General features: G+C 65.9%; 22 protein-coding genes, 1 tRNA gene and 1 pseudogene. 10 read left to right on the top strand and 14 right to left on the bottom strand.

Going from position 1 to position 18,191, the window contains the following annotated elements; genetic code table 11:
• The first annotated feature begins 24 nt into the window (after positions 1–24).
• Both ACH49N_RS09140 and ACH49N_RS09135 read left to right on the top strand, forming a co-directional pair.
• Positions 25–402 (top strand): TfoX/Sxy family protein, encoded by a 378-nt coding sequence (locus tag ACH49N_RS09140; protein ID WP_159918855.1) that lies wholly within the window; start codon positions 25–27, stop codon positions 400–402.
• Positions 403–570: 168 nt separating this feature from the next.
• Positions 571–822: pseudogene (locus ACH49N_RS09135) on the top strand (hypothetical protein); the annotation flags it as partial.
• 531 nt (positions 823–1,353) lie between these two features.
• On the opposite strand, the gene ACH49N_RS09130 reads toward ACH49N_RS09135, so the two are convergent.
• Both ACH49N_RS09130 and ACH49N_RS09125 read right to left on the bottom strand, forming a co-directional pair.
• A tRNA-Ser gene (locus ACH49N_RS09130) sits at positions 1,354–1,440 on the bottom strand.
• Between the two features lie 42 nt (positions 1,441–1,482).
• Complete coding sequence (locus ACH49N_RS09125; RefSeq protein WP_109326123.1) at positions 1,483–1,965, bottom strand: MarR family winged helix-turn-helix transcriptional regulator; 483 nt, start codon at positions 1,963–1,965, stop codon at positions 1,483–1,485.
• Positions 1,966–2,088: 123 nt separating this feature from the next.
• Here ACH49N_RS09125 and ACH49N_RS09120 point away from each other — a divergent pair, with 123 nt between their 5' ends.
• Positions 2,089–3,084 (top strand): NAD(P)H-quinone oxidoreductase, encoded by a 996-nt coding sequence (locus ACH49N_RS09120; RefSeq protein WP_358271643.1) that lies wholly within the window; start codon positions 2,089–2,091, stop codon positions 3,082–3,084.
• 56 nt (positions 3,085–3,140) lie between these two features.
• Here the strand turns inward: ACH49N_RS09120 and ACH49N_RS09115 are convergent, their stop codons facing one another.
• The gene (locus tag ACH49N_RS09115; protein ID WP_109326121.1) at positions 3,141–4,343 is read right to left on the bottom strand and encodes a cysteine desulfurase-like protein; all 1,203 of its coding nucleotides are present in this window, start codon (positions 4,341–4,343) and stop codon (positions 3,141–3,143) included.
• A 133-nt stretch (positions 4,344–4,476) separates the two neighbouring features.
• Between ACH49N_RS09115 and ACH49N_RS09110 the strand changes: the two genes are divergently transcribed.
• The 6 genes from ACH49N_RS09110 to ACH49N_RS09085 all read left to right on the top strand — a co-directional run bounded on the left by ACH49N_RS09110 (position 4,477) and on the right by ACH49N_RS09085 (position 9,990).
• Positions 4,477–5,058 carry a bacterial proteasome activator family protein gene (locus ACH49N_RS09110; protein WP_358271646.1) on the top strand — a complete coding sequence of 194 codons (582 nt, stop codon included), beginning with the start codon at positions 4,477–4,479 and terminating at the stop codon, positions 5,056–5,058.
• A gap of 48 nt (positions 5,059–5,106) precedes the next feature.
• On the top strand, positions 5,107–5,979 hold the full coding sequence (locus ACH49N_RS09105) for an ABC transporter permease (RefSeq protein WP_159918852.1): 873 nt from the start codon (positions 5,107–5,109) through the stop codon (positions 5,977–5,979).
• A gap of 12 nt (positions 5,980–5,991) precedes the next feature.
• Positions 5,992–6,915, top strand: coding sequence for an ABC transporter ATP-binding protein (locus ACH49N_RS09100; RefSeq protein ID WP_358271648.1), 924 nt, complete (start codon positions 5,992–5,994; stop codon positions 6,913–6,915).
• Entirely contained in the window at positions 6,912–7,823 is a 912-nt protein-coding gene (locus ACH49N_RS09095) for a glycosyltransferase family 2 protein (protein ID WP_358271650.1), read from the top strand. Before ACH49N_RS09100 ends, ACH49N_RS09095 begins: the two co-directional genes overlap by 4 nt.
• A gap of 196 nt (positions 7,824–8,019) precedes the next feature.
• Positions 8,020–9,054 carry a ribosome small subunit-dependent GTPase A gene (gene rsgA / locus ACH49N_RS09090; RefSeq protein ID WP_358271651.1) on the top strand — a complete coding sequence of 345 codons (1,035 nt, stop codon included), beginning with the start codon at positions 8,020–8,022 and terminating at the stop codon, positions 9,052–9,054.
• Positions 9,055–9,117: 63 nt separating this feature from the next.
• A complete protein-coding gene (locus ACH49N_RS09085) occupies positions 9,118–9,990 on the top strand; it encodes a TylF/MycF/NovP-related O-methyltransferase (RefSeq protein ID WP_358271653.1) in 873 nt (290 codons plus the stop codon).
• On the opposite strand, the gene ACH49N_RS09080 is transcribed toward ACH49N_RS09085, so the two are convergent.
• Complete coding sequence (locus ACH49N_RS09080) at positions 9,982–11,859, bottom strand: glycosyltransferase (RefSeq protein WP_358271654.1); 1,878 nt, start codon at positions 11,857–11,859, stop codon at positions 9,982–9,984. The two genes, ACH49N_RS09085 and ACH49N_RS09080, sit on opposite strands and share 9 nt — an antisense overlap.
• A gap of 81 nt (positions 11,860–11,940) precedes the next feature.
• Entirely contained in the window at positions 11,941–12,546 is a 606-nt protein-coding gene (locus tag ACH49N_RS09075; RefSeq protein WP_109326108.1) for a helix-turn-helix domain-containing protein, read from the bottom strand.
• Between the two features lie 92 nt (positions 12,547–12,638).
• Between ACH49N_RS09075 and ACH49N_RS09070 the strand changes: the two genes are divergently transcribed.
• Positions 12,639–13,595 carry an NAD(P)/FAD-dependent oxidoreductase gene (locus ACH49N_RS09070; RefSeq protein WP_358271656.1) on the top strand — a complete coding sequence of 319 codons (957 nt, stop codon included), beginning with the start codon at positions 12,639–12,641 and terminating at the stop codon, positions 13,593–13,595.
• 17 nt (positions 13,596–13,612) lie between these two features.
• Here ACH49N_RS09070 and ACH49N_RS09065 read toward each other — a convergent pair whose 3' ends face one another.
• The 9 genes from ACH49N_RS09065 to ACH49N_RS09025 are packed head-to-tail and all read right to left on the bottom strand — an operon-like array spanning position 13,613 to position 18,191.
• Entirely contained in the window at positions 13,613–13,966 is a 354-nt protein-coding gene (locus ACH49N_RS09065) for a gas vesicle protein K (RefSeq protein WP_358271658.1), read from the bottom strand.
• Entirely contained in the window at positions 13,959–14,162 is a 204-nt protein-coding gene (locus ACH49N_RS09060) for a gas vesicle protein (RefSeq protein ID WP_159918846.1), read from the bottom strand. The genes ACH49N_RS09065 and ACH49N_RS09060 overlap by 8 nt, the downstream gene beginning before the upstream one ends.
• The gene (locus ACH49N_RS09055; protein WP_358271660.1) at positions 14,159–14,947 is read right to left on the bottom strand and encodes a GvpL/GvpF family gas vesicle protein; all 789 of its coding nucleotides are present in this window, start codon (positions 14,945–14,947) and stop codon (positions 14,159–14,161) included. Before ACH49N_RS09055 ends, ACH49N_RS09060 begins: the two co-directional genes overlap by 4 nt.
• Positions 14,934–15,335, bottom strand: a complete 402-nt coding sequence (locus tag ACH49N_RS09050) for a gas vesicle protein (RefSeq protein WP_159918844.1) — start codon at positions 15,333–15,335, stop codon at positions 14,934–14,936. The genes ACH49N_RS09055 and ACH49N_RS09050 overlap by 14 nt, the downstream gene beginning before the upstream one ends.
• Complete coding sequence (locus ACH49N_RS09045; protein ID WP_358271662.1) at positions 15,332–15,622, bottom strand: gas vesicle protein; 291 nt, start codon at positions 15,620–15,622, stop codon at positions 15,332–15,334. The genes ACH49N_RS09050 and ACH49N_RS09045 overlap by 4 nt, the downstream gene beginning before the upstream one ends.
• A gap of 6 nt (positions 15,623–15,628) precedes the next feature.
• Positions 15,629–15,886 (bottom strand): gas vesicle protein GvpG, encoded by a 258-nt coding sequence (locus ACH49N_RS09040; RefSeq protein WP_358271664.1) that lies wholly within the window; start codon positions 15,884–15,886, stop codon positions 15,629–15,631.
• 3 nt (positions 15,887–15,889) lie between these two features.
• Positions 15,890–16,678: a GvpL/GvpF family gas vesicle protein gene (locus tag ACH49N_RS09035; RefSeq protein ID WP_358271665.1), complete on the bottom strand. Its 789-nt coding sequence runs from the start codon at positions 16,676–16,678 to the stop codon at positions 15,890–15,892.
• Entirely contained in the window at positions 16,678–17,085 is a 408-nt protein-coding gene (gvpJ, locus tag ACH49N_RS09030) for a gas vesicle protein GvpJ (protein WP_358271667.1), read from the bottom strand. Before gvpJ ends, ACH49N_RS09035 begins: the two co-directional genes overlap by 1 nt.
• The gene (locus ACH49N_RS09025) at positions 17,082–18,191 is read right to left on the bottom strand and encodes an SRPBCC family protein (RefSeq protein ID WP_358271669.1); all 1,110 of its coding nucleotides are present in this window, start codon (positions 18,189–18,191) and stop codon (positions 17,082–17,084) included. Before ACH49N_RS09025 ends, gvpJ begins: the two co-directional genes overlap by 4 nt.

Below are 18,191 nucleotides of genomic sequence, written 5' to 3'. Positions count from 1 at the left end.
CCGGGCGCTGCGAAAGGACTGTCCATGGAGATGCCGAAGCCGACGGAAGCAGACAAGGAATTCTTCCGGTCACTGATTCCCGACCGACCCGGTGTCCAAGTGAAGCCGATGTTCGGCAACCTCGGCGCCTTCGTCAACGGCAACATGTTCGCGGGACTTCTCGGACCGAGCGTCGGGGTCCGGCTCCTCAGCGAGCAGGCGAACGACGAGCTGTCGTCTGCGGACGGCGTCGGCCCGTTCGGACCCGGAGAAAAGCCGATGCGCGAATACCTCGCCCTGCCGGACCACTGGCGCGACACCCCGGATCAGGCCAGGCGGTGGCTCGAACGCGCGCTCGCGGAGGTAGCGGAACTGCCGCCGAAGGCGCCCAAAGCGCGGAAGACTGCACGCCCCCGCGGGTAGAGGAATGAGAAACGGCCCCGACCCGGCACGTGTGGTGCCGGTGCCGGTGCCGCTTTCGAACACCCCACCAACGTCAATTTTTATTGAACTTTGACTCCGGGCCCGCATGGAAACGAAAGTGCACCTGAAGTCAAACTTCTTCATACTTTGACATTGGACAGTTGCGAGTCGGCGGCGTTTGCCGTGTCGGACGGAGTCAACGTGAAGGCGCTACAGAGGATGCTCGGTCACGCGTCGGCAGCGATGACGCTGGACGCGTACGCGGACCTGTTCGACGACGATTCCGAGGCCGTGGGAAGCGCCCTCGAAAAGCGCATAGAAAAGCCCCTCACCTGCGGCAACAGGCGAGGGGCCTTCGGCGGACAATTGACAGGGCCCGCTATCCGGGCGAACCATGATTCGGGTCGGGGTGACCGGTGATCGACGAGAGGATCCCCCATGTACCCGTCTCCGCTGACCACTCCGCTGTCCTATCTGCTCGGTGATACGTACTGGTACACGGTGTATCCGCTGGAAACGCTCTTTCATCAGATCTTCGGCTGACCACCATGGATAACTGGTGGTTGTACTACAGCCCGTTTCCGCAGCCCGTCCGCGAGTGGCTGTGGATGGTGGTTCAACAAATCTGGTAGACCCACATCATTGAACGGATCGACCCCCGATGCTCAGCTGGTTCATGTACGTCCCGATTCCAGGATTCCGCGAGTTCTACGCGTCTGTAATCGCCCCACTACTCGGCTAAAAGCGGAACGGAGTGACCGAAACCGGTGGCAGACCCGGGAAGAGCGGCCGGGCCAGGCGTGAATGTGAAGGCACTTCAGCGGATGCTTGGACACGCGTCCGCCGCGATGACTCTCGACAGGGCCGGGTGTGCCGACCGGCAACTGACCCGTGGAAAAGAAGCGGCCCCGCCCCGGCACGTGTGGTGCCGGGGCGGGGCCGCTTCTTCGGCGGAAGCGGAGGGATTTGAACCCCCGGTGGGTTTAACGCCACGCTCGCTTTCAAGGCGAGTGCATTCGGCCGCTCTGCCACGCTTCCGTGCGCGATCCTATCGGTAACGGTGTCGGCGATTGCAACCGGTCAGCGGTCGCCGATGGCTTTGTCTACCCGCTCGAACACCTCGGCGAGTACTTTGAGCTGCGATTTGGTGAGCTGATCGACGAGGTTGCGCCGGACCCCGGCTACGTGGGTGGGTGCCGCCTCGGCCAGTCGCGCCCGACCCTCGTCTGTGATGACGGCGAGAACACCCCGGCCGTCCTCCAGGCAGGTGTCCCGGGTGACCATGCCTTGCGCTTCCATGCGCCGGATCTGATGCGTGAGGCGACTGCGCGAGGACAGGACCCCGTCGGCGAGATCGGACATCCGTAGTGAACCGTCGGGCGATTCGGACAGCAGCACGAGAATTCGGTAGTCGGCGAGCGACAGATCGTGCTTTTCCTGCAGATCCCTGTTGAGGACGTCCATGAGCCGCTGGTTGCCGTCCATATAGCCGCGCCATGCGCGCATCTCGGCCGGGGTCAACCAATTGGTCTCGACTTCGGCGTCGGAGGTTTCTGCTGTCACAGGTTCATATTCTAGTAGCGTGACGTTACTTTCCAGTAGCGTCGGGGCCCCAATCCCTCGATTTGACAAGCGGGATCGCAGGCAGGGACCGTGCGTCGCCTCCATTCGCTAACGTCGTCCTTCATGTATGCGATCACGATCGATCAGCCGGGTGGTCCGGAAGTCATGCGATGGGCGGAGCAGCCCGATCCTGAACTGCTACCCGGCCACGTTCTCATCGATGTGGCGGCTACCGCCGTCAACCGCGCAGATCTCGCCCAACGCCAGGGGTTCTACCCGCCGCCACCCGGTGCCAGCGACATTCTCGGCCTCGAATGTTCCGGCATTGTCGCTGAGGTCGGCGACGGCGTCTCGGAGTGGTCCGTCGGCGACCACGTGTGCGCCCTGCTCGCGGGCGGTGGTTACGCCGAACGGGTGGCCGTCCCCGCGACCCAGCTACTACCGGTACCGAAGGGCGTCGATCTCCTCGTCGCCGCTTCCCTACCCGAGGTTGCCTGCACGGTGTGGTCGAACGTGGTGATGCGGGCCGGGTTGTCGCGCGGTGACGTCCTGCTGGTGCACGGTGGCGGCGGCGGCATCGGCACCCATGCCATCCAGGTGGGTGTCGCGTTGGGCGCACGGGTGGCAGTCACGGCGGGATCCGAGGCAAAACTGGAACGCTGCCGCGAGCGGGGTGCCGACATCCTCGTCAACTACCGCGAAGACGACTTCGCCGAAGAAGTGAAGAAGGCGACGGACGGACACGGCGCCGATGTGATTCTCGACAACATGGGCGGCTCGTACCTCGGCCGCAACATCGACGCGCTGGCGTCGGACGGACGGCTCGTCATCATCGGCTTCCAGGGCGGACGCAAAGGCGAGCTCGATCTCACCCGACTGTTCGCGAAGCGCGGCAACATCACTGCCACCGGACTACGCGGCCGTCCAGAAAACGGGCGCGAGAGCAAGGCGGAAATCGTCGCCGACGTCCGAAACCGCCTGTGGCCACTGATCACCGAGGGCGCGATACAACCCGTGGTGTCGGCCGAACTGCCGATCACCGAGGCGCCGCGCGGCCACGAGCTGCTCGACTCGCCGGAGACCGTCGGCAAAGTGATTCTCACCATTCCGCGGCACTGACGCCCTCGGGCCGCCCCGCCGCTGACCCATCAGTCAGCGGCGGGGCGGTGCGTACGTCAGCCCAGCGAAGCGAGTTCGCCGACGAGCTGATCGATCTCGTACCGCGTGGTGTACGGGGCGAGGCCGATGGTGACCGCGCCGCCTTCGTCGTTGACGCCGAGGGCGTCGAGGAGTCGGGATCCACCGTGGACGCCGCTGACCGTGGCGATGCGTTTGTCGGCCAGGTGAGACGCCACCTTGTCGGCGGAGACTCCGGCGACGGTGAAGCTGAGGGTGGGTACCCGGCTGGGTGACCGGCCGATGACCATGATCTGCGGGAGTCTCTTGAGCGACGACATGAGGTGGTCGAAGAGGGTGTCCTGGTAGTTCTGCAACGAGCTGATGGACGTCTCGAGCTTTTCCCGGCGTGATCCCGTGGCGGATTCGTCGAGTCCGGCGAGAAAGTCGATCGAGGTGGTGAGCCCGGCGAGCAGGGCGAACTGGTGTCCCCCGACCTCGAGTCGTTCGACGCCGCGTGCATAGGGGTTGAGCGAGACGGCGGGGATGCGGTCGAGGAGGGTGGGGTCGCGGAAGACGAGGGCGCCGACCTGCGGCCCACCCCAGGAGGTGGCTCCGACAGCGACGACGTCGGCTCCGAGCTCGTTGATGTCGACGTGGGCGTAGGGAGCGGCGCCGATGGCATCGACGACCATCAGGCCGCCCACCTCGTGGACGCGATCTGCGGCGACTCGGACGTCGGGCGCGGAGCCGACGATCGGGGATGCCGCGGTGAGGGCGACGAGCCGCGTTGTGGTGGTGATGAGGTCCTGGAACTGCCAGCTGGGGAGTTCGCAGGTCTCGATCTCGACCTCTGCCCAGCGCACCTGGGCGCCGTAGCGGCCGGCCACGCGGAGCCAGGGCGCCACGTTCGCTTCTTCGTCGAGACGGGAGAGAACCAGCCCGGTTCCGAGTCCGAGTCGTGTGCTCAACGACTCGGCCAGCCAGGCGAGCAGGACGGCGCGGTCGGGGCCGAGGACCACCCCGGCAGGATCACCACCGACCAGGTCGGCGACGGCGGCGCGGGCGGCGTCGAGCACTGCGGCGCTCCGCCGGCTGGACACGTGACGGCCGGTCGACGAGGAGGCGGACGCCCGGAAGGCCGTCGAAACGGTGCGCGACACCGCGTCGGGGATCTGCATGCCGGCCTGAGGATCGAGATGGATCCAACCGTCGCCGAGTGACGGGATCAGTCCCCGTACGCGGGCAACGTCGTAAGCCATGCCCGACACTCTAAGACCCTGAGTCAATACGGTCGAAGCCAGCCGCCTCTTGTTGTGGTGTGCAACAAACCCTGAATGTGGAGAAATCGGACGCACCCGCGCATGCCCGAGCGCGAACAGACAAGATGGAGTCATGACGAACTCGGAGAATGAACACGTCCTCGTGATCGGCCCCGACGGTCAGCCTGTGGCCATACCCGTCGAAGAGGCCGCGAAGCGATCCGCCGACGCCGAAGCCGGCGCCGAGGACAACGCGAAACCGGAGTCGGTGGCCGACATGGTCGAGCAGCCCGCCAAGGTCATGCGGATCGGGACGATGATCAAGCAGCTCCTCGAGGAGGTGCGGGCGGCACCGCTCGACGACGCCAGCCGCACTCGGCTCAAAGACATCCACAAGTCGTCGATCAGCGAGCTCGAGCAGGGGCTCGCCCCCGAGTTGTGGGACGAGCTCGAGCGCCTCACGTTGCCCTTCACCGACGACACCGTCCCGTCGGACGCGGAGCTCCGCATTGCGCAGGCCCAGCTGGTCGGCTGGCTGGAGGGCTTGTTCCACGGAATCCAGACCGCACTCTTCGCCCAGCAGATGGCCGCACGCTCGCAGCTGGAGATGATGCGTCAAGGCGCCCTCCCACCGGGCATCAGCATCGGCAACCCGCACCCGCCGCAGAACCACGGCGAGGGACACCAATCGAGCGGTACCGGCCAGTACCTGTAGCAACGGGCGGCGCAGCGTGGAAGTCGACTCCCGGTAGGCTCGGTGCCCGTGTCAGCATCCGCTATCGAATCCGAGGCCGCAGGCGTTCCGCATCCGGTGTCCGACTCGCAGACCTTCCGTCGTGCGTTCAAGGACCTCCGGGACGGCTTCGCTCAGCGAGAGCTGTGGCTGAGCCTCGGCTGGCAGGACATCAAGCAGCGGTACCGCCGGTCGGTGATCGGCCCGTTCTGGATCACGATCGCCACCGGCGTGCAGGCTGCGGCCATCGGAATTCTGTACGCCGCGCTCCTGGACATCCCGCTGCCGGAGTTCCTTCCGTACGTGACGGTGGGACTGATCGTCTGGAACCTGATCAGTGCCAGCATCCTCGAGGGCTCCGAGGTCTTCATCGCCAACGAGGGCCTGATCAAGCAGTTGCCGTCGGCGTTGAGCGTGCACGTGTATCGGCTGGTGTGGCGACAGTTGCTGCTGTTCGCCCACAACCTGTTGATCTACGTGATCATGCTCGTGGCATTCGGCGTGTGGCGCGACTTGACGTGGACTTCGCTGGCCGCGATCCCGGCCCTGGCGCTGATCGTTCTCAACGCGGCGTGGGTGTCGATCATGTTCGGCATCTTCTCCACCCGATACCGGGACATCGCGCCGATCCTCTCCAGCCTGACGCTGCTGCTGTTCGTGCTGACCCCGATCATGTGGACCACCCAGAGCCTCGAGGCGCAGGGCGGTCAGGCCGCCGAGCGGGTCAAGCTCGCCGAGCTGAACCCGTTGTTCCACTATCTCGACATCGTCCGGGCGCCGATGATCGGACAGGACCAGCAGGCATACCACTGGTACATCGTGCTGGCCATCACCGTTGTCGGGTGGGCCGCCGCCATCCTCGCGCTTCGCAAGTACCGGGCCCGCGTGCCCTACTGGGTTTAGGGGTCTGAAGTAATGACAGAACATGTGAGTATCGAGACGCGGGATGCCTGTGTCGACTTCCCCATTTTCGACGCCAAGTCGCGGTCGCTGAAGAAAGCCTTCCTCGGCAAGGCCGGCGGCTCCATCGGCCGGAACAGTTCCGACGTGGTGGTGGTCGAGGCCCTGCGCGACATCACGTTGTCGCTGAAGGAGGGTGACCGGATCGGGCTGGTCGGCCACAACGGCGCCGGAAAGTCGACGCTGCTGCGACTGCTGTCGGGCATTTACGAGCCCACCAGGGGCAGCGCGAGCATTCGCGGTCGCGTGGCGCCGGTCTTCGACCTCGGTGTCGGCATGGACCCCGAGATCTCCGGCTACGAGAACATCATCATCCGCGGACTGTTCCTCGGTCAGACCCGTAAGCAGATGCTCGCGAAGATGGATGAAATCGCCGAATTCACGGAGCTGGGCGAGTACCTGTCGATGCCGCTGCGCACCTACTCCACCGGGATGCGCGTGCGTGTCGCGATGGGCGTGGTGACCAGCATCGACCCCGAAATCCTTCTCCTCGACGAGGGTATCGGCGCCGTCGACGCGGAGTTCATGAAGAAGGCCCGGGTCCGGTTGCAGGCGCTCGTCGAACGGTCCGGGATTCTGGTGTTCGCCAGCCATTCCAACGAGTTCCTCGCCCAGCTCTGCGACACCGCGATGTGGATCGATCACGGCCGGATTCGCCAGCAGGGTGGCATCGAGGACGTCGTCCGGGCGTACGAGGGGGACGACGCGGCCGACCACGTCCGGCACGTGATCTACGAGCTCGAGCGGGAGAAGGCCGGCTTGACTGCTCCGTCCCGTTCGTACGAACGGGACGCTGGTAGCGCTGGACCGAGCGAACGTCCCGTTCCTACGGGGACAAGTGCGGGCACGAGCACCGGCACGGAGGCGGAGTCCGCGTGAGCGCTCCCGCCGAGCGGATCATCGGCGTCGTCGTCACGCACAAGCGCCGAGAGCTGCTCGCGCAGTCGCTGAAGGTGCTGGCGTCGCAGACGCGGCCGCTCGACCATCTGGTGGTCGTCGACAATGCCGCCGAGGACGAGGTGCGGACCCTCGTCGAGTCTGCGGGTATTCCGACCAGCTACCTGGGGTCGCGGCACAACCTCGGTGGTGCGGGAGGCTTCGCACTCGGCATCCTCTACGCGTTGTCGCTGGGCGCCGACTGGGTGTGGCTGGCCGACGACGACGGCCGCCCCGAGGGCGACGAGGTGCTCGAGACCCTGCTCGACTGCGCGACCCGGCACGGGCTGGCCGAAGTGTCGCCCGTGGTGTGCGACATCGACGACCTCGACCGCCTGGCGTTTCCGCTGCGCCGCGGGGTGGAATGGCGGCGGCTTCGTTCGGAATTACACAAGGACGGTGACGACTCCGCCGATCTGCTGCCGGGCATCGCCTCCCTGTTCAACGGCGCGCTGTTCCGTGCGTCCACGATCGACGCGGTCGGGGTTCCTGATTTGCGCCTGTTCGTACGCGGCGACGAGGTGGAGGTGCATCGCCGGCTGGTGCGGTCCGGGCTGCCCTTCGGAACGTGCCTTCAGACGGCGTACGTGCACCCGAACGGCGCTGAGGAGTTCAAACCGATCCTCGGCGGCCGGATGCATACGCAGTACCCGGACAACGAGGTCAAGCGCTACTTCACCTACCGCAACCGGGGATACCTGCTGTCCCAGCCGGGAATGCGGAAGCTGCTTCCCCAGGAATGGGTGCGGTTCGGGTGGTACTTCCTCGTCACACGGCGCGACGTGCAGGGACTGCGCGAATGGATGCGACTGCGGAAGCTGGGACGCCGGGAGCGTTTCGAGCGGCCGTAAAATCGGTTGCCCGACGTTCTGCCGGGTGGGATCCTGATTCCCGAACGGTCCGGAAAGTGTCGCGAAGGAGTGAGTGTCCGATGATTGTCTCGTCGGTCGATGCCGCGTGCGTCCACACTCCCCCTTCCTTCGCCTGACCGAACCCTGATCGTGGTGGTCCGGTCGGCACTTCACCGACCCGAGGATTCCACTCATCATGTTCAACCCTGGACAACTCCTGGCTTACGGCTGGAACGACACCCTTCCCTTCGACGACTACACCACCGGGGGTTCCGAGCCCGGGCGCGTGATCCGCGTCGACCGCGGACGTTGCGACGTCGCAACGTCTTCGGACATCATTCGTGCCGAGAATGGCCAGCACGCGCTCTGCACCGGCGACTGGGTCACTGTCCGTGCGAGCGGTGACGCGATCGTTGTCGCCGACCTGCTTCCGCGGCGCAGCGCCATAGTCAGGTCCGCCGCCTCCGGCAGATCCGACGGCCACGTGCTCGCCGCGAACGTCGACACGGTGGTGATCGCCTCCGCTCTCGACGCCGACCTCGATCTCGGCCGCATCGAACGACTGTTGGCACTGGCCTGGGAGAGCGGCGCGAGGCCGGTGGTCGCTCTCACCAAAACGGATGCGGCCGAGGACGTTTCCACCGCAGTCACCGCCGTGACTGCAGTCTCGCCCGGTTCGGTAGTGGTTGCGGTGAGCGCCGAGACCGGCGACGGCGTCGCTGCTCTGACCGCAATGATCGACGGCACCATCGCCCTCATCGGACCGTCCGGTGCGGGCAAGTCGACGCTCGCCAACGCGTTGCTCGGCGCGGACCTGCTCGCGACGGGCCGTGTTCGCGAGGGCGATCACAAGGGTAGGCACACCACCTCGCACCGGGAACTGCTGCCACTTCCGCAGGGTGGCACCCTGATCGATACGCCGGGCCTGCGCGGTGTCGGCATGTGGGACGCGGCGGACGGCATCGACAAGGCGTTCTCCGAGATCGACGACTGGGCCGCGCAGTGCCGGTTCCGGGATTGCTCACACGAGACCGAGCCGGGTTGTGCGGTGCTGGCCGCGGTCGAGCGCGGCGAGCTTCCCGAACGACGACTCGAGAGCTACCGCAAGCTGATTCGTGAGAACGGCTGGATCGCGTCACGGGCCGATGCCCGGCTACGCGCCGAGCGGGAACGGGAGTGGAAGATCATCGCCCGCGGGCATCGCCGGATGTATCGAACCCGCGGTCACTGACACCTGCCCAACTCGCATCCCGGTTCGGCCCTGAGCCGGGATGCGACCTGGCAGCATGGATACATGTTCGAGGGATTTCGGCGAAAGGCCAGACTCAAGCTTCAGCGCGCCGTGTATGAGGTGGTGGCCGAATCGGATCGGCGTTCTCGCGAGTTGCACGAGAACCAGCACGATCAGACGCTGGCCGAGCTGTCCGCCACCAACAAGGAACTCTCGCGCGTCCTGTCGGAACTGTCGGATGCCCGGATGGAGGTATCCGACGTTCAGCAAAGACTCGGCGAACTCGAACAGCAGGCTCGTCGCGACATCACCCAGGCCCTCGATGTCGGAGCCACCAACCAATCGGCGGCGTTCGTGCTCGAGCACATGCCGAAAGCTCCCGTGTTCTGGAATCCCCACGACACGCTGCGGTACGGACTGTCCCAGGTGCAGATTCCCGGGATGGCGCTCGAGTTCGGTGTCGCGTCGGGGACCACCCTGCGGATCATCGTCGAACAGCTCAAAGATGCCCAGCACGAGGTTTTCGGCTTCGACGTGTTCTCGGGACTGCCGCAGACCTGGCGCACCGGTTTCCCGGCGGGCGAGTTCGCCCAAGAGAAGATGCCCCGGGTACGCGGCGCCCAGCTGGTCCCGGGACTTTTCGAGGACACGCTCGCCGATTTCCTCGACACACATCCGGATCCGGTGGCTTTCGTGCACCTCGACGCCGACCTGTATTCGTCGACCAAGACGGTGCTGGACCGGATCGGCCTCCGGCTTGTCGCCGGAACGGTGATCGTCTTCGACGAATTCTTCAACTATCCGGGTTGGCAGGAACACGAATACCGGGCGTGGAAGGAATTCGTCGACCGCACGGGAATCGGTTTCGAGTACCTCGGTTACACGGCCAACCACGAGCAGGTGGTCGTGCGCATCACCGAACCGATATCACGATGACGCCTGGTTCATCTGCTCGTAGAGCCGGGTCCAGTTTTCACGGCTGGTGAGGGTGGGCATCTCGACACGGAACGCCTCCGCGACGGTCGGCGCCTCCGCGCGGAATCGTTTCATCACTCCGGCGAGGCGGCCACCCATCTCGGCAGCGAGCTCCCTGTCGTATTTGCGTTCGCGCACACCGGCTTGCGACGCGTCCGTGACATACACGTGGTCGAACCGTCCGACATGCCACCACCGTGCGTCCTCGTAGGAGATCGCGACGGGCCCGCGTTCGAGGCGTCCGCGAAGGTGGGCGGCGGCTCGTTTCGCGAGCACCAGATCGTCCCAGCCTGCCTTCGGAGGCGGATCGGCTCGACGGAACCGGACGCCCGCCGGCAACTCGGACACCGGCCTGGTGATGGTCTCCGGGAACCGGGCGCGCTCCTTGTTGATCATGGCGAGAGCTGCCTGCCCACCATCTGCGAGGGCATTCGGGCCTTCGAGGAAGCCCTCGATCGCCCGCAGCTGCGTGTGCGCGAGGCCGTATTGCAAGCTCACGATCGAATGACTGATTTCCCGGCTGAGCTGCTTGGCCAGGGATGTCGGCGCGAATCCGGGGTCGAGGGCAGCGGTGATCAGCCCGTTGCGGGTACTGAAGTAATGCGCGAAGCCGTCGACATCCTTCCAATAGAAATCGGCGTGCCAGACCCCGGTTGACGGCAGGGTGATCGTCGGGATGCCCGCCCGGCCGGCCCGCAAGCTGTATTCGACGTCGTCCCACTGGAAGAAGACGGGCAGCGGCATCCCGATCTGCCGGACCACTTCGGCCGGGATGAGGCACGACCACCAGCCGTTGTACTCGGCATCGATGCGGCGCTCGGGCAGTTTCTTCAGAACGTTGCTGTTCCGGACTCCGTATTTGTCGGTCGGTAGCCCGCGCCGCAGCGTCGTCAAGTCGGCGCGTTCCCCGGACGCCAACAGGTAGTTCGGGTTGTACAGGAACAGCATCTGGGCGCCGATCAGCGCCGGGTCGGTGGTCATGTTCGCGAAGGCGCTCAGTCGCAGCACGCTCTCCGGCTCACACAGAACGTCGTCGTCCATCAGAAGGACATCGGCATGGGGACCCGCGGCGGACGCCTCGTAGAGTCCCCGACTGAACCCGCCCGCGCCGCCGAGATTGGCCTGGCGAAGGTAGTGCAGCCGGTCGCCGAACTTCGGGGCGACCTGCTGGAACAATTCGCGGGTTTCCACCGGATCGGTGCCCTGGTCGACGACGTACACCGCGTCGAGGGAAGAGAGCACCCGCTCGTCGGACGCGAGAGCAGCGACGGTGTTGGCGCAGTCGTCGGCCCGGTTGAAGGTACAGATCGCGATGGCCACCGGCCGGACGGTCTCGGGCGAGGCCACCGTCCATTCGATGTCGGCAACGGTGACGCCGCCTTCGAGCGCATCGAACTGCAGCCACAAGGCGCCGCCGTCGGCGAACTTGTCGAGTTTCGCGGTGAGGGTGACGGTGCCGGAGCCGGTGATCACCTCGGCGGCGATGATGCGTCGGTGCCCGCCGATGTCGGAGGCCAGGAGCTGCGCCCGGCAGTGGTCTGCGGCGTCGATCCGCGCTGTGGCCGTGACCTCGGCGGCAGTGGTCCATCGCTGCCAGTAGCTGGCCGGGAACCGGCCGAAGAAGGTGTTGGTGTGGACGGTGGCGCCGGCGTGCAGATGCAGTGCGAATCGGGTGCGGGTGGATCCACCCCGCTTGACCACTGCGTAGAGGTCGTCGTTGACGATCGGTGAGGTGCCCGTGAACGGTCCTCGCTGCGCGACGAGTCGATCGGACACCGCCCGGTGCTCGGTCAGCTCGACGTCGGAAACGGAGGCGTTCGCTGTATCCACCCGGGCAGGGTATCGCGATCGAACCCTTCGCCGCGGCTCAGCCCGCCTTTCCGGCTGGGGTGGTGCGCGCGGTCGTGCCGGTCAGAGCGCCGCATCACCTGCGGGCCGGGCCCGGACGTGGGCCCGCTCCCCCTGCGGTCCGAAAAGGCTCAGGATTTCGACCGGCTCGGGGCCAGGGTTGCCGAACCAGTGCGGTACATGCGTGTCGAACTCGGCCACCTCACCCGCGGTGAGGATCACGTCGTGTTCTCCGAGCAGGAGGCGAAGCCGCCCGGAGAGGACGTAGAGCCATTCGTATCCCTCGTGGACTTGCAACTGCGGTTCGCTCGGCGACGGCTCCCGCGCCGGGATGACATGCTTGAACGCCTGGATTCCGCCCGGTCTGCGGGTGAGGGGAATGATCTTCGTGCCGAAACGCTCGATCGGCCGCAGGTGGACCCGCGGGTCACCGGTGGCGGGCGCGTCGACGAGTTCGTCGAGTGGAAGCTGGTGCGCTCGGGCGAGGAGCAGCATCAGCTCGAGCGTGGGTTTGCGCTGACCGGACTCGAGACGGGACAGGGTGCTCACCGAGATGCCGGTGGCGTCCGACAGCTGCGCCAACGTTGCGCCGCGCTGCTGACGGAGTGCCTTCAGTCGTGGACCCACGGCGTCGAGGACACCGCCGAGGTCGGGAATGTCGTCGCTCATACCCTCATCTTGCCATCCCGGCAAAAGAGTTTGTCAATGCTGCACGGAGTGCTGGAGAGTTCGATTCCGAAGCCCGAACGAAGGAGGACGCAGTGAAGGACAAATACGACGTGGTGATCGTCGGTGGTGGCGCAGCAGGACTGAGTGGGGCACTGGCCCTGTCCCGGGCGCGGCGGTCGGTGCTGGTGATCGATGCGGGCGCCCCGCGCAACGCCCCGGCGGGGCACATCCACAATTATCTGGGCCGCGAGAGCACTCCCCCGGCCGAATTGCTCGACATCGGCCGCGGCGAGGTCGTTTCCTACGGAGGCGAGGTGGTGACCGGCACCGTCACCTCCGCCGTGACCGCCGAGGACGACGGCTTCCGGGTCACCCTTGCCGACGGACGTTCGGTCTCGGCCCGGCGACTGCTGGTGACCACGGGGTTGGTGGACGAGCTGCCCGACATTCCCGGCGTGTCCGAACGTTGGGGCCGCGATGTGCTCCACTGCCCGTACTGCCACGGGTGGGAGGTGCGGGACCAGCCGATCGGCATTCTGGCGAGCAGCCCCTTCTCGATTCACCAGGCACTGATGTGGCGGCAATGGACCGACAAGGTGACGCTGTTCCTCAACGACGCGATCGAGCCAACCGGTGAGGAGTACGAGCAACTCGCCGCCCGGGACATCTCCGTGGTCGACGGAAAGCTGTCGGGCCTCACGGTGACCGAAGATCGCCTCACCGGTGTCCGGTTGCACTCCGGTGAGGAATTCGCCTGCGCCGCAGTGGTGGTCGCGCCGGTGTTCACCGCGCGTGCCGACGTGCTGACCACACTCGGACTGGAGCCCGTGGAGCAGCAGATGGGCGGACACGTGGTGGGCACCTATATCGCCTCGGATGCCATGGGCGCCACGGCCATTCCGGGCGTGTGGGTCGCGGGAAACGTGGCGGACCTCAAGGGGCAGGTAATCGCTTCCGCTGCAGCGGGACTCAATGCTGCGGCGGCGGTCAATGCCGATCTGATCGCGGAGGACACCCGCCTCGCCGTCGCAGCGAGAGCCGGGCGGTAGCCGGACGGGCGTACCCGTCACTCGTGGGACAGCAGAGGTCCCAGCGGCCCGAGATCGATGTTGAGGTCTTCGGGCGTCAAGCCGAAGTGCTCGCGCAGTTCGGCCATCCGCTCCTCGAGGAGCATCAGCGTCGTGCCGATCCGCTCGATCTGCTCGTCGCTCAGGTCACCGTTGTCCACCCGGCGCAGTGCCTGGCGTTCCATCAGCTGACGGAGCAGTTCCACGAGAGTGAGCACGAGGGTGACGAGGCCGCGTTCGACCGACTCCGGGTCGGCGTCGATACGCTGCGGCAGGACACGACGCCCCTCGCCCGTCAACGCGTCGAGCTCGGCAGGCGGTGGGGTGTCGCTTCCAAGTGGGGTGTCACTCATCGCCGGCTTCCTGCACTTCCGGCACCAGGGCACTCACCGAGGCGATCAGCGTGCGCAGCGAGATGCGGACCATGTCGACGTCGGCGAGCGACAGCGTGATCTCCCCGGTAATCACCACCCCACCGCCGAGCACTCGATCGAGGAGGTCGACCAGGGCGATCTGCCGCGTGTCGTCGGCAGGAACCATCTCGCTCATGGGTTCACCTGCTCGATGGTGGCGAAGGAGTATGGAGGCCACGGGCCGGTGAGTTCCAGGGTGATACCGGGATGTTCGGCGTCGAGTCGGGTGACGAGCGCACCGAAGTCCTGCGCCCGCTCGTCGTCGACGAGGTAGGTGCCGTTGAAGATCATCCAGGCACGCTTTCCGGTCAGTGCCGGATCGGTGACCCGCTGTCGCCGGCCGTCGACAGCCTTCTCGACGAGCGCGGCGTGGATTTTCGCGGCGTGCTCGGACGCCTGCCGTTCGACGTTCTGCCGCGCGGCCAGTTCCGCACGCCGGCGCAGCAGATACGCCGTTCCCTTGCCGGGACCGCCCTGCGCAACGCGCTCTTCCGTCGCCGCCTGAGCCAGCGTGTCGGCGTCCCCGTACGCCTTGACGCCCCACTCGCTGCGACCGGTCACTCGCTCGAGTGCGGCAGCGAATTCCTCCCGCCGATCAGCGAGCAGGCCACGAACCCGGTCGTCGTCGAGATACAGGGTGGCGAGTCGCAGCGGAACGGTGGGACCGCAACGCAATACTGCGGCCACCACTCGGTCGTGTGCCCTGGCCGTGGCCGCCAGCCAATCGAGGTCCTCGAGATTCCGTTGCAGGGAGTCCTCCCCGAACTCGCTGAGACTGACCGACCCCACCACCGCGACCAGCCCCTCCGAGGCGACCGCTCGCACCGGTTCACCGGCCACGCCCGTAACGCCCTCCAGTTGGGCATCGCCGACGCCGTCGAAAGTGATGCCGTACAGCCAAACCCCGTCACTGCGCGTCATCGTCGGTGTCCTGACGTTGCCCCTCCACCTCGATCGACTCGGCACCTCCCAATGCGGGCGACACCGAACGATCGGACTCGAGTTCGGCGATCCGTTCACGCAGCCGGGCGTTCTCGATCTCGATGCTGCTCTTCGAGCCCGTCAGCCAGGGATCGTGTTCCCACCAGTCGATGCCCACCTCCTTCGCCGTTTCCAGCGAGGCGATGACCAACCGCACCTTGATGGTCAGCAGTTCGATATCGAGGAGATTCACCTGAATGTCGCCGGCGATCACCAAACCCTTGTCGAGGACCCGCTCGAGGATGTCGCCCAGGTTCGTCGACTGATGGCCGCCGCCGAGGCCGCCGCCCTGCGACATCGGCCCGGAACCGCCCCCCGCGACGGTCATGAGGCTGCGCCCCCGTTATTAGTGCTGCCCCGCATGTAGCGCCGAGTCCGGCGGTAGGACAACAGTTGTCCGTCCAGATCCAACACCACCTCGTACAGCGCGAGCATGTCCGCGGACGACGGGATGCGCCTGTCTTCGACCACCTCGATCTCGACGGTCCACCCGTCGTCGCTGGGCATCACGGACGTGGCCCCGAGAGGCTGTTTCCCGGTCAGCTTCGTGATGTCCCGCAAAGCGACCTGGGCGATCTCGGGTGCCGGCAACGGTGGAGGCTGATCCTCTGCCATGATCGGTCACTCCTTCTGGCGGTTATGCGGGCTGGTCGCCGTCCCGGAGGTCATTCGATCGAGGATCGCCTGCTGCGCCTGTTCTTCTTCCTCGGCCGTGATATCGCCCCGTTCCCGTGCTTGCTCCAGCTCCTCGAGTTCGCGGCGGGCCGTCGCCGGGTTGTGCATCTCCTGTTCGACCTGACGTTGAATCACCTCGGCCAGCGAAATCACGCCCCGCACCGGCGCCAGAGGCAGAGTAAACACGAACGACAGCAGGCCCATCGCTCAGCCCTCCGGTGTCTGCGTCACCACGAAGTCGTAGGGTGCGAGCGGGCCGAGCACTCGCATCTCGACCCGGCCTTCCCACTGTTTGGCGAGTTCTCCGACGGCCTCTTCCAATTCACCCTGCCTCTCGACTTCGACTAGCACCGCCACTTGCGCAGCATCTTCCTCGTGCGTCGGTTCCCGGACGTTGACCGAGTCGGCCAGCGGCGTGAGTGCATCCACCACCGTGCGGGTGTCCTGCTCCCGTTTGGCCGCGATGGAATTGTTGACGATTTCACCGAGCGCCATCCGGGCGTCGCGGGTGGCGTCCTCCGGCTGATCACGGATGGTGTCGCGGAGGTCGCTCGCCTGCTGATTCTCGCTGATCACCTCACGGAGGATCGTCTTCTCGACGTACCGCCCCTTCACGACGTACTGTGCCTTGCCCTCGAGCTCCTGCAGCGCCGCCGCGAACTCGTCCTCGTGTTCGGCGAGCAATTCCTCCTTCACCGCGTCGGCGTCCGTCAGGACCGCACCGAACCTCAGCGGAAGCACCGGCGCCACACGGGAAGTACCGTCCAGAATGTGAGCGTGCACCCGCAGATCTTCCGGTTTGCCGAGCGGCCGATCCACCGACACCTCGCTGACGAGCGCCGCGATATCCCCCTGCTTCACGACATCGACCTTCGCATCGCACATACCGACGGCATCTGCTTCCGGCTCCACGTCTGCCGGGACGATGCCGTACACGTAGACACCTTTCGTGCCTTCCCGTTCCGGCGCGTCGGTAGTCTGATCCGAAGTAGTCATCACCGGTCTCCCCGACTCGATTTTCGCGTCACTCGCTCCGGTTGTTCCTGTTCACCTCCGAGGAGATCACCGAGTTTCTCGCCGGCGGCCTCGAGAGCGCCGCGGGTCTTCGACTTGGCGCCTCCCTCCGTGACGTCCTGGACGAGGTCCGGCAGGCCTTTCGGCTCGTTGTCACCGATCTCGAGCCGATTGACCGCCTCGGCGAACCGCAGATAGGTGTCGACGCTCGCGACCACGACACGTGCGTCGATGGTCAGCAACTCGATGCCGACCAATGACACACGGACGTAGGCATCGATCACGAGGCCCTTGTCGAGGATGGTGTCGACGACGTCGGCGAGGCTGCTCGAACTGGGTCCACCGCCCACTCCACCGCCGCCGCCGGCCGGTTGGATCGCCGTGGTCATCGGGTCGCTCCTTGCTTCTTACCGACCGGGGCTGTCGAGCGCCTGCGGGCTCGCCGCTTCGGCGGCGGCGCCTCCTCTTCCTCGGGCTCCGGTTCGGGTTCTTCGACTTCGTCCTGCTCGGTGTCGTCCGCGTCCGACTCTTCCGGTTCCGGCTCGTCCGGTTCAGATTCTTCCGCCTCGAGCTCGTCCTCGTCGAAGTCGAACTCGTCGGCTTCCGCCTCGTCTCGCCCGGTGTCGTCCGGTTCCTCTTCCTCGGATTCCTCCGGCTCGACCACCTGGCTGTCGCGGATCTCTCCGGGCCAGCCCTCGACTTCATCCGGGTGCAACACCGTCTGGGTCATGACGTGACGCCGGAAGTGTTTGAGTTCCAATCGCACTCGCCGACCCTGTGCACGCCAGATGTTCCCGGTCTTCTCGAACAGGCCCTTGGGGTGGTATTCGAGAACGACGAGGATGCGGGTGAGGTCCGGCGTCAGTTCGTGGAAGGTCACGGCACCGTCGATGTAGCCCTTGGCGCCCTTCGAGCGCCAGATGATGCGCTCAGCGGGGACCTGTTCGATGATGGTCGATTCCCACGTCCGCCGCGACCAGAAGACTTTCGCCTTCCACTCGAGCTTCTCGTCCGATACCTGCTCCACTTGTTCGAGCTTCTTCATGAACTGCGGGAAGTCGGTGAACCGAGTCCACTGGTCGTAGGCGAGCTGCACCGGAACACCCACATCGATTTCTTCGATGATGTTGGTGAGTTTGAGCTTCTTGCCCTTGCCGCCGCCGCCACCACCGGTGATCGCTTCCTTCAGGTCGGACGCTTTGTCCTTGACGAACTGTGTGGCGCCAGAGGCAGCGGACTTGACCGGGGATTCTCCCGCGGCCAGTTTCTCGGAGCCGGTGACTGCCGCGAGGAGCCCGCCACCGCCGCCTTCGGCGTACTCGTTGAGCCGCCCGGAGGTGGACAGAACCTTGCTCGACACGGACGTCAGCGCCCGTTCCGCGACGGTGCCGACCAGCTTCTGTACCGCATCCTGCAGTGGGGACGACGCAGAGGCGCCTTTCTTCCCGCCGGACGACGCCGTGTCCTTCACCTTGTCAGTCAGATTCGTAGTCAT

The sequence above is a fragment of the Rhodococcus sp. NPDC019647 genome (assembly GCF_044389235.1).
GTDB classification, from domain to species: Bacteria; Actinomycetota; Actinomycetes; order Mycobacteriales; family Mycobacteriaceae; genus Rhodococcus_F; species Rhodococcus_F oxybenzonivorans.
Note: the sequence above shows the minus strand (reverse complement) of the source record. Positions and strands in the feature narration are given on the sequence as shown.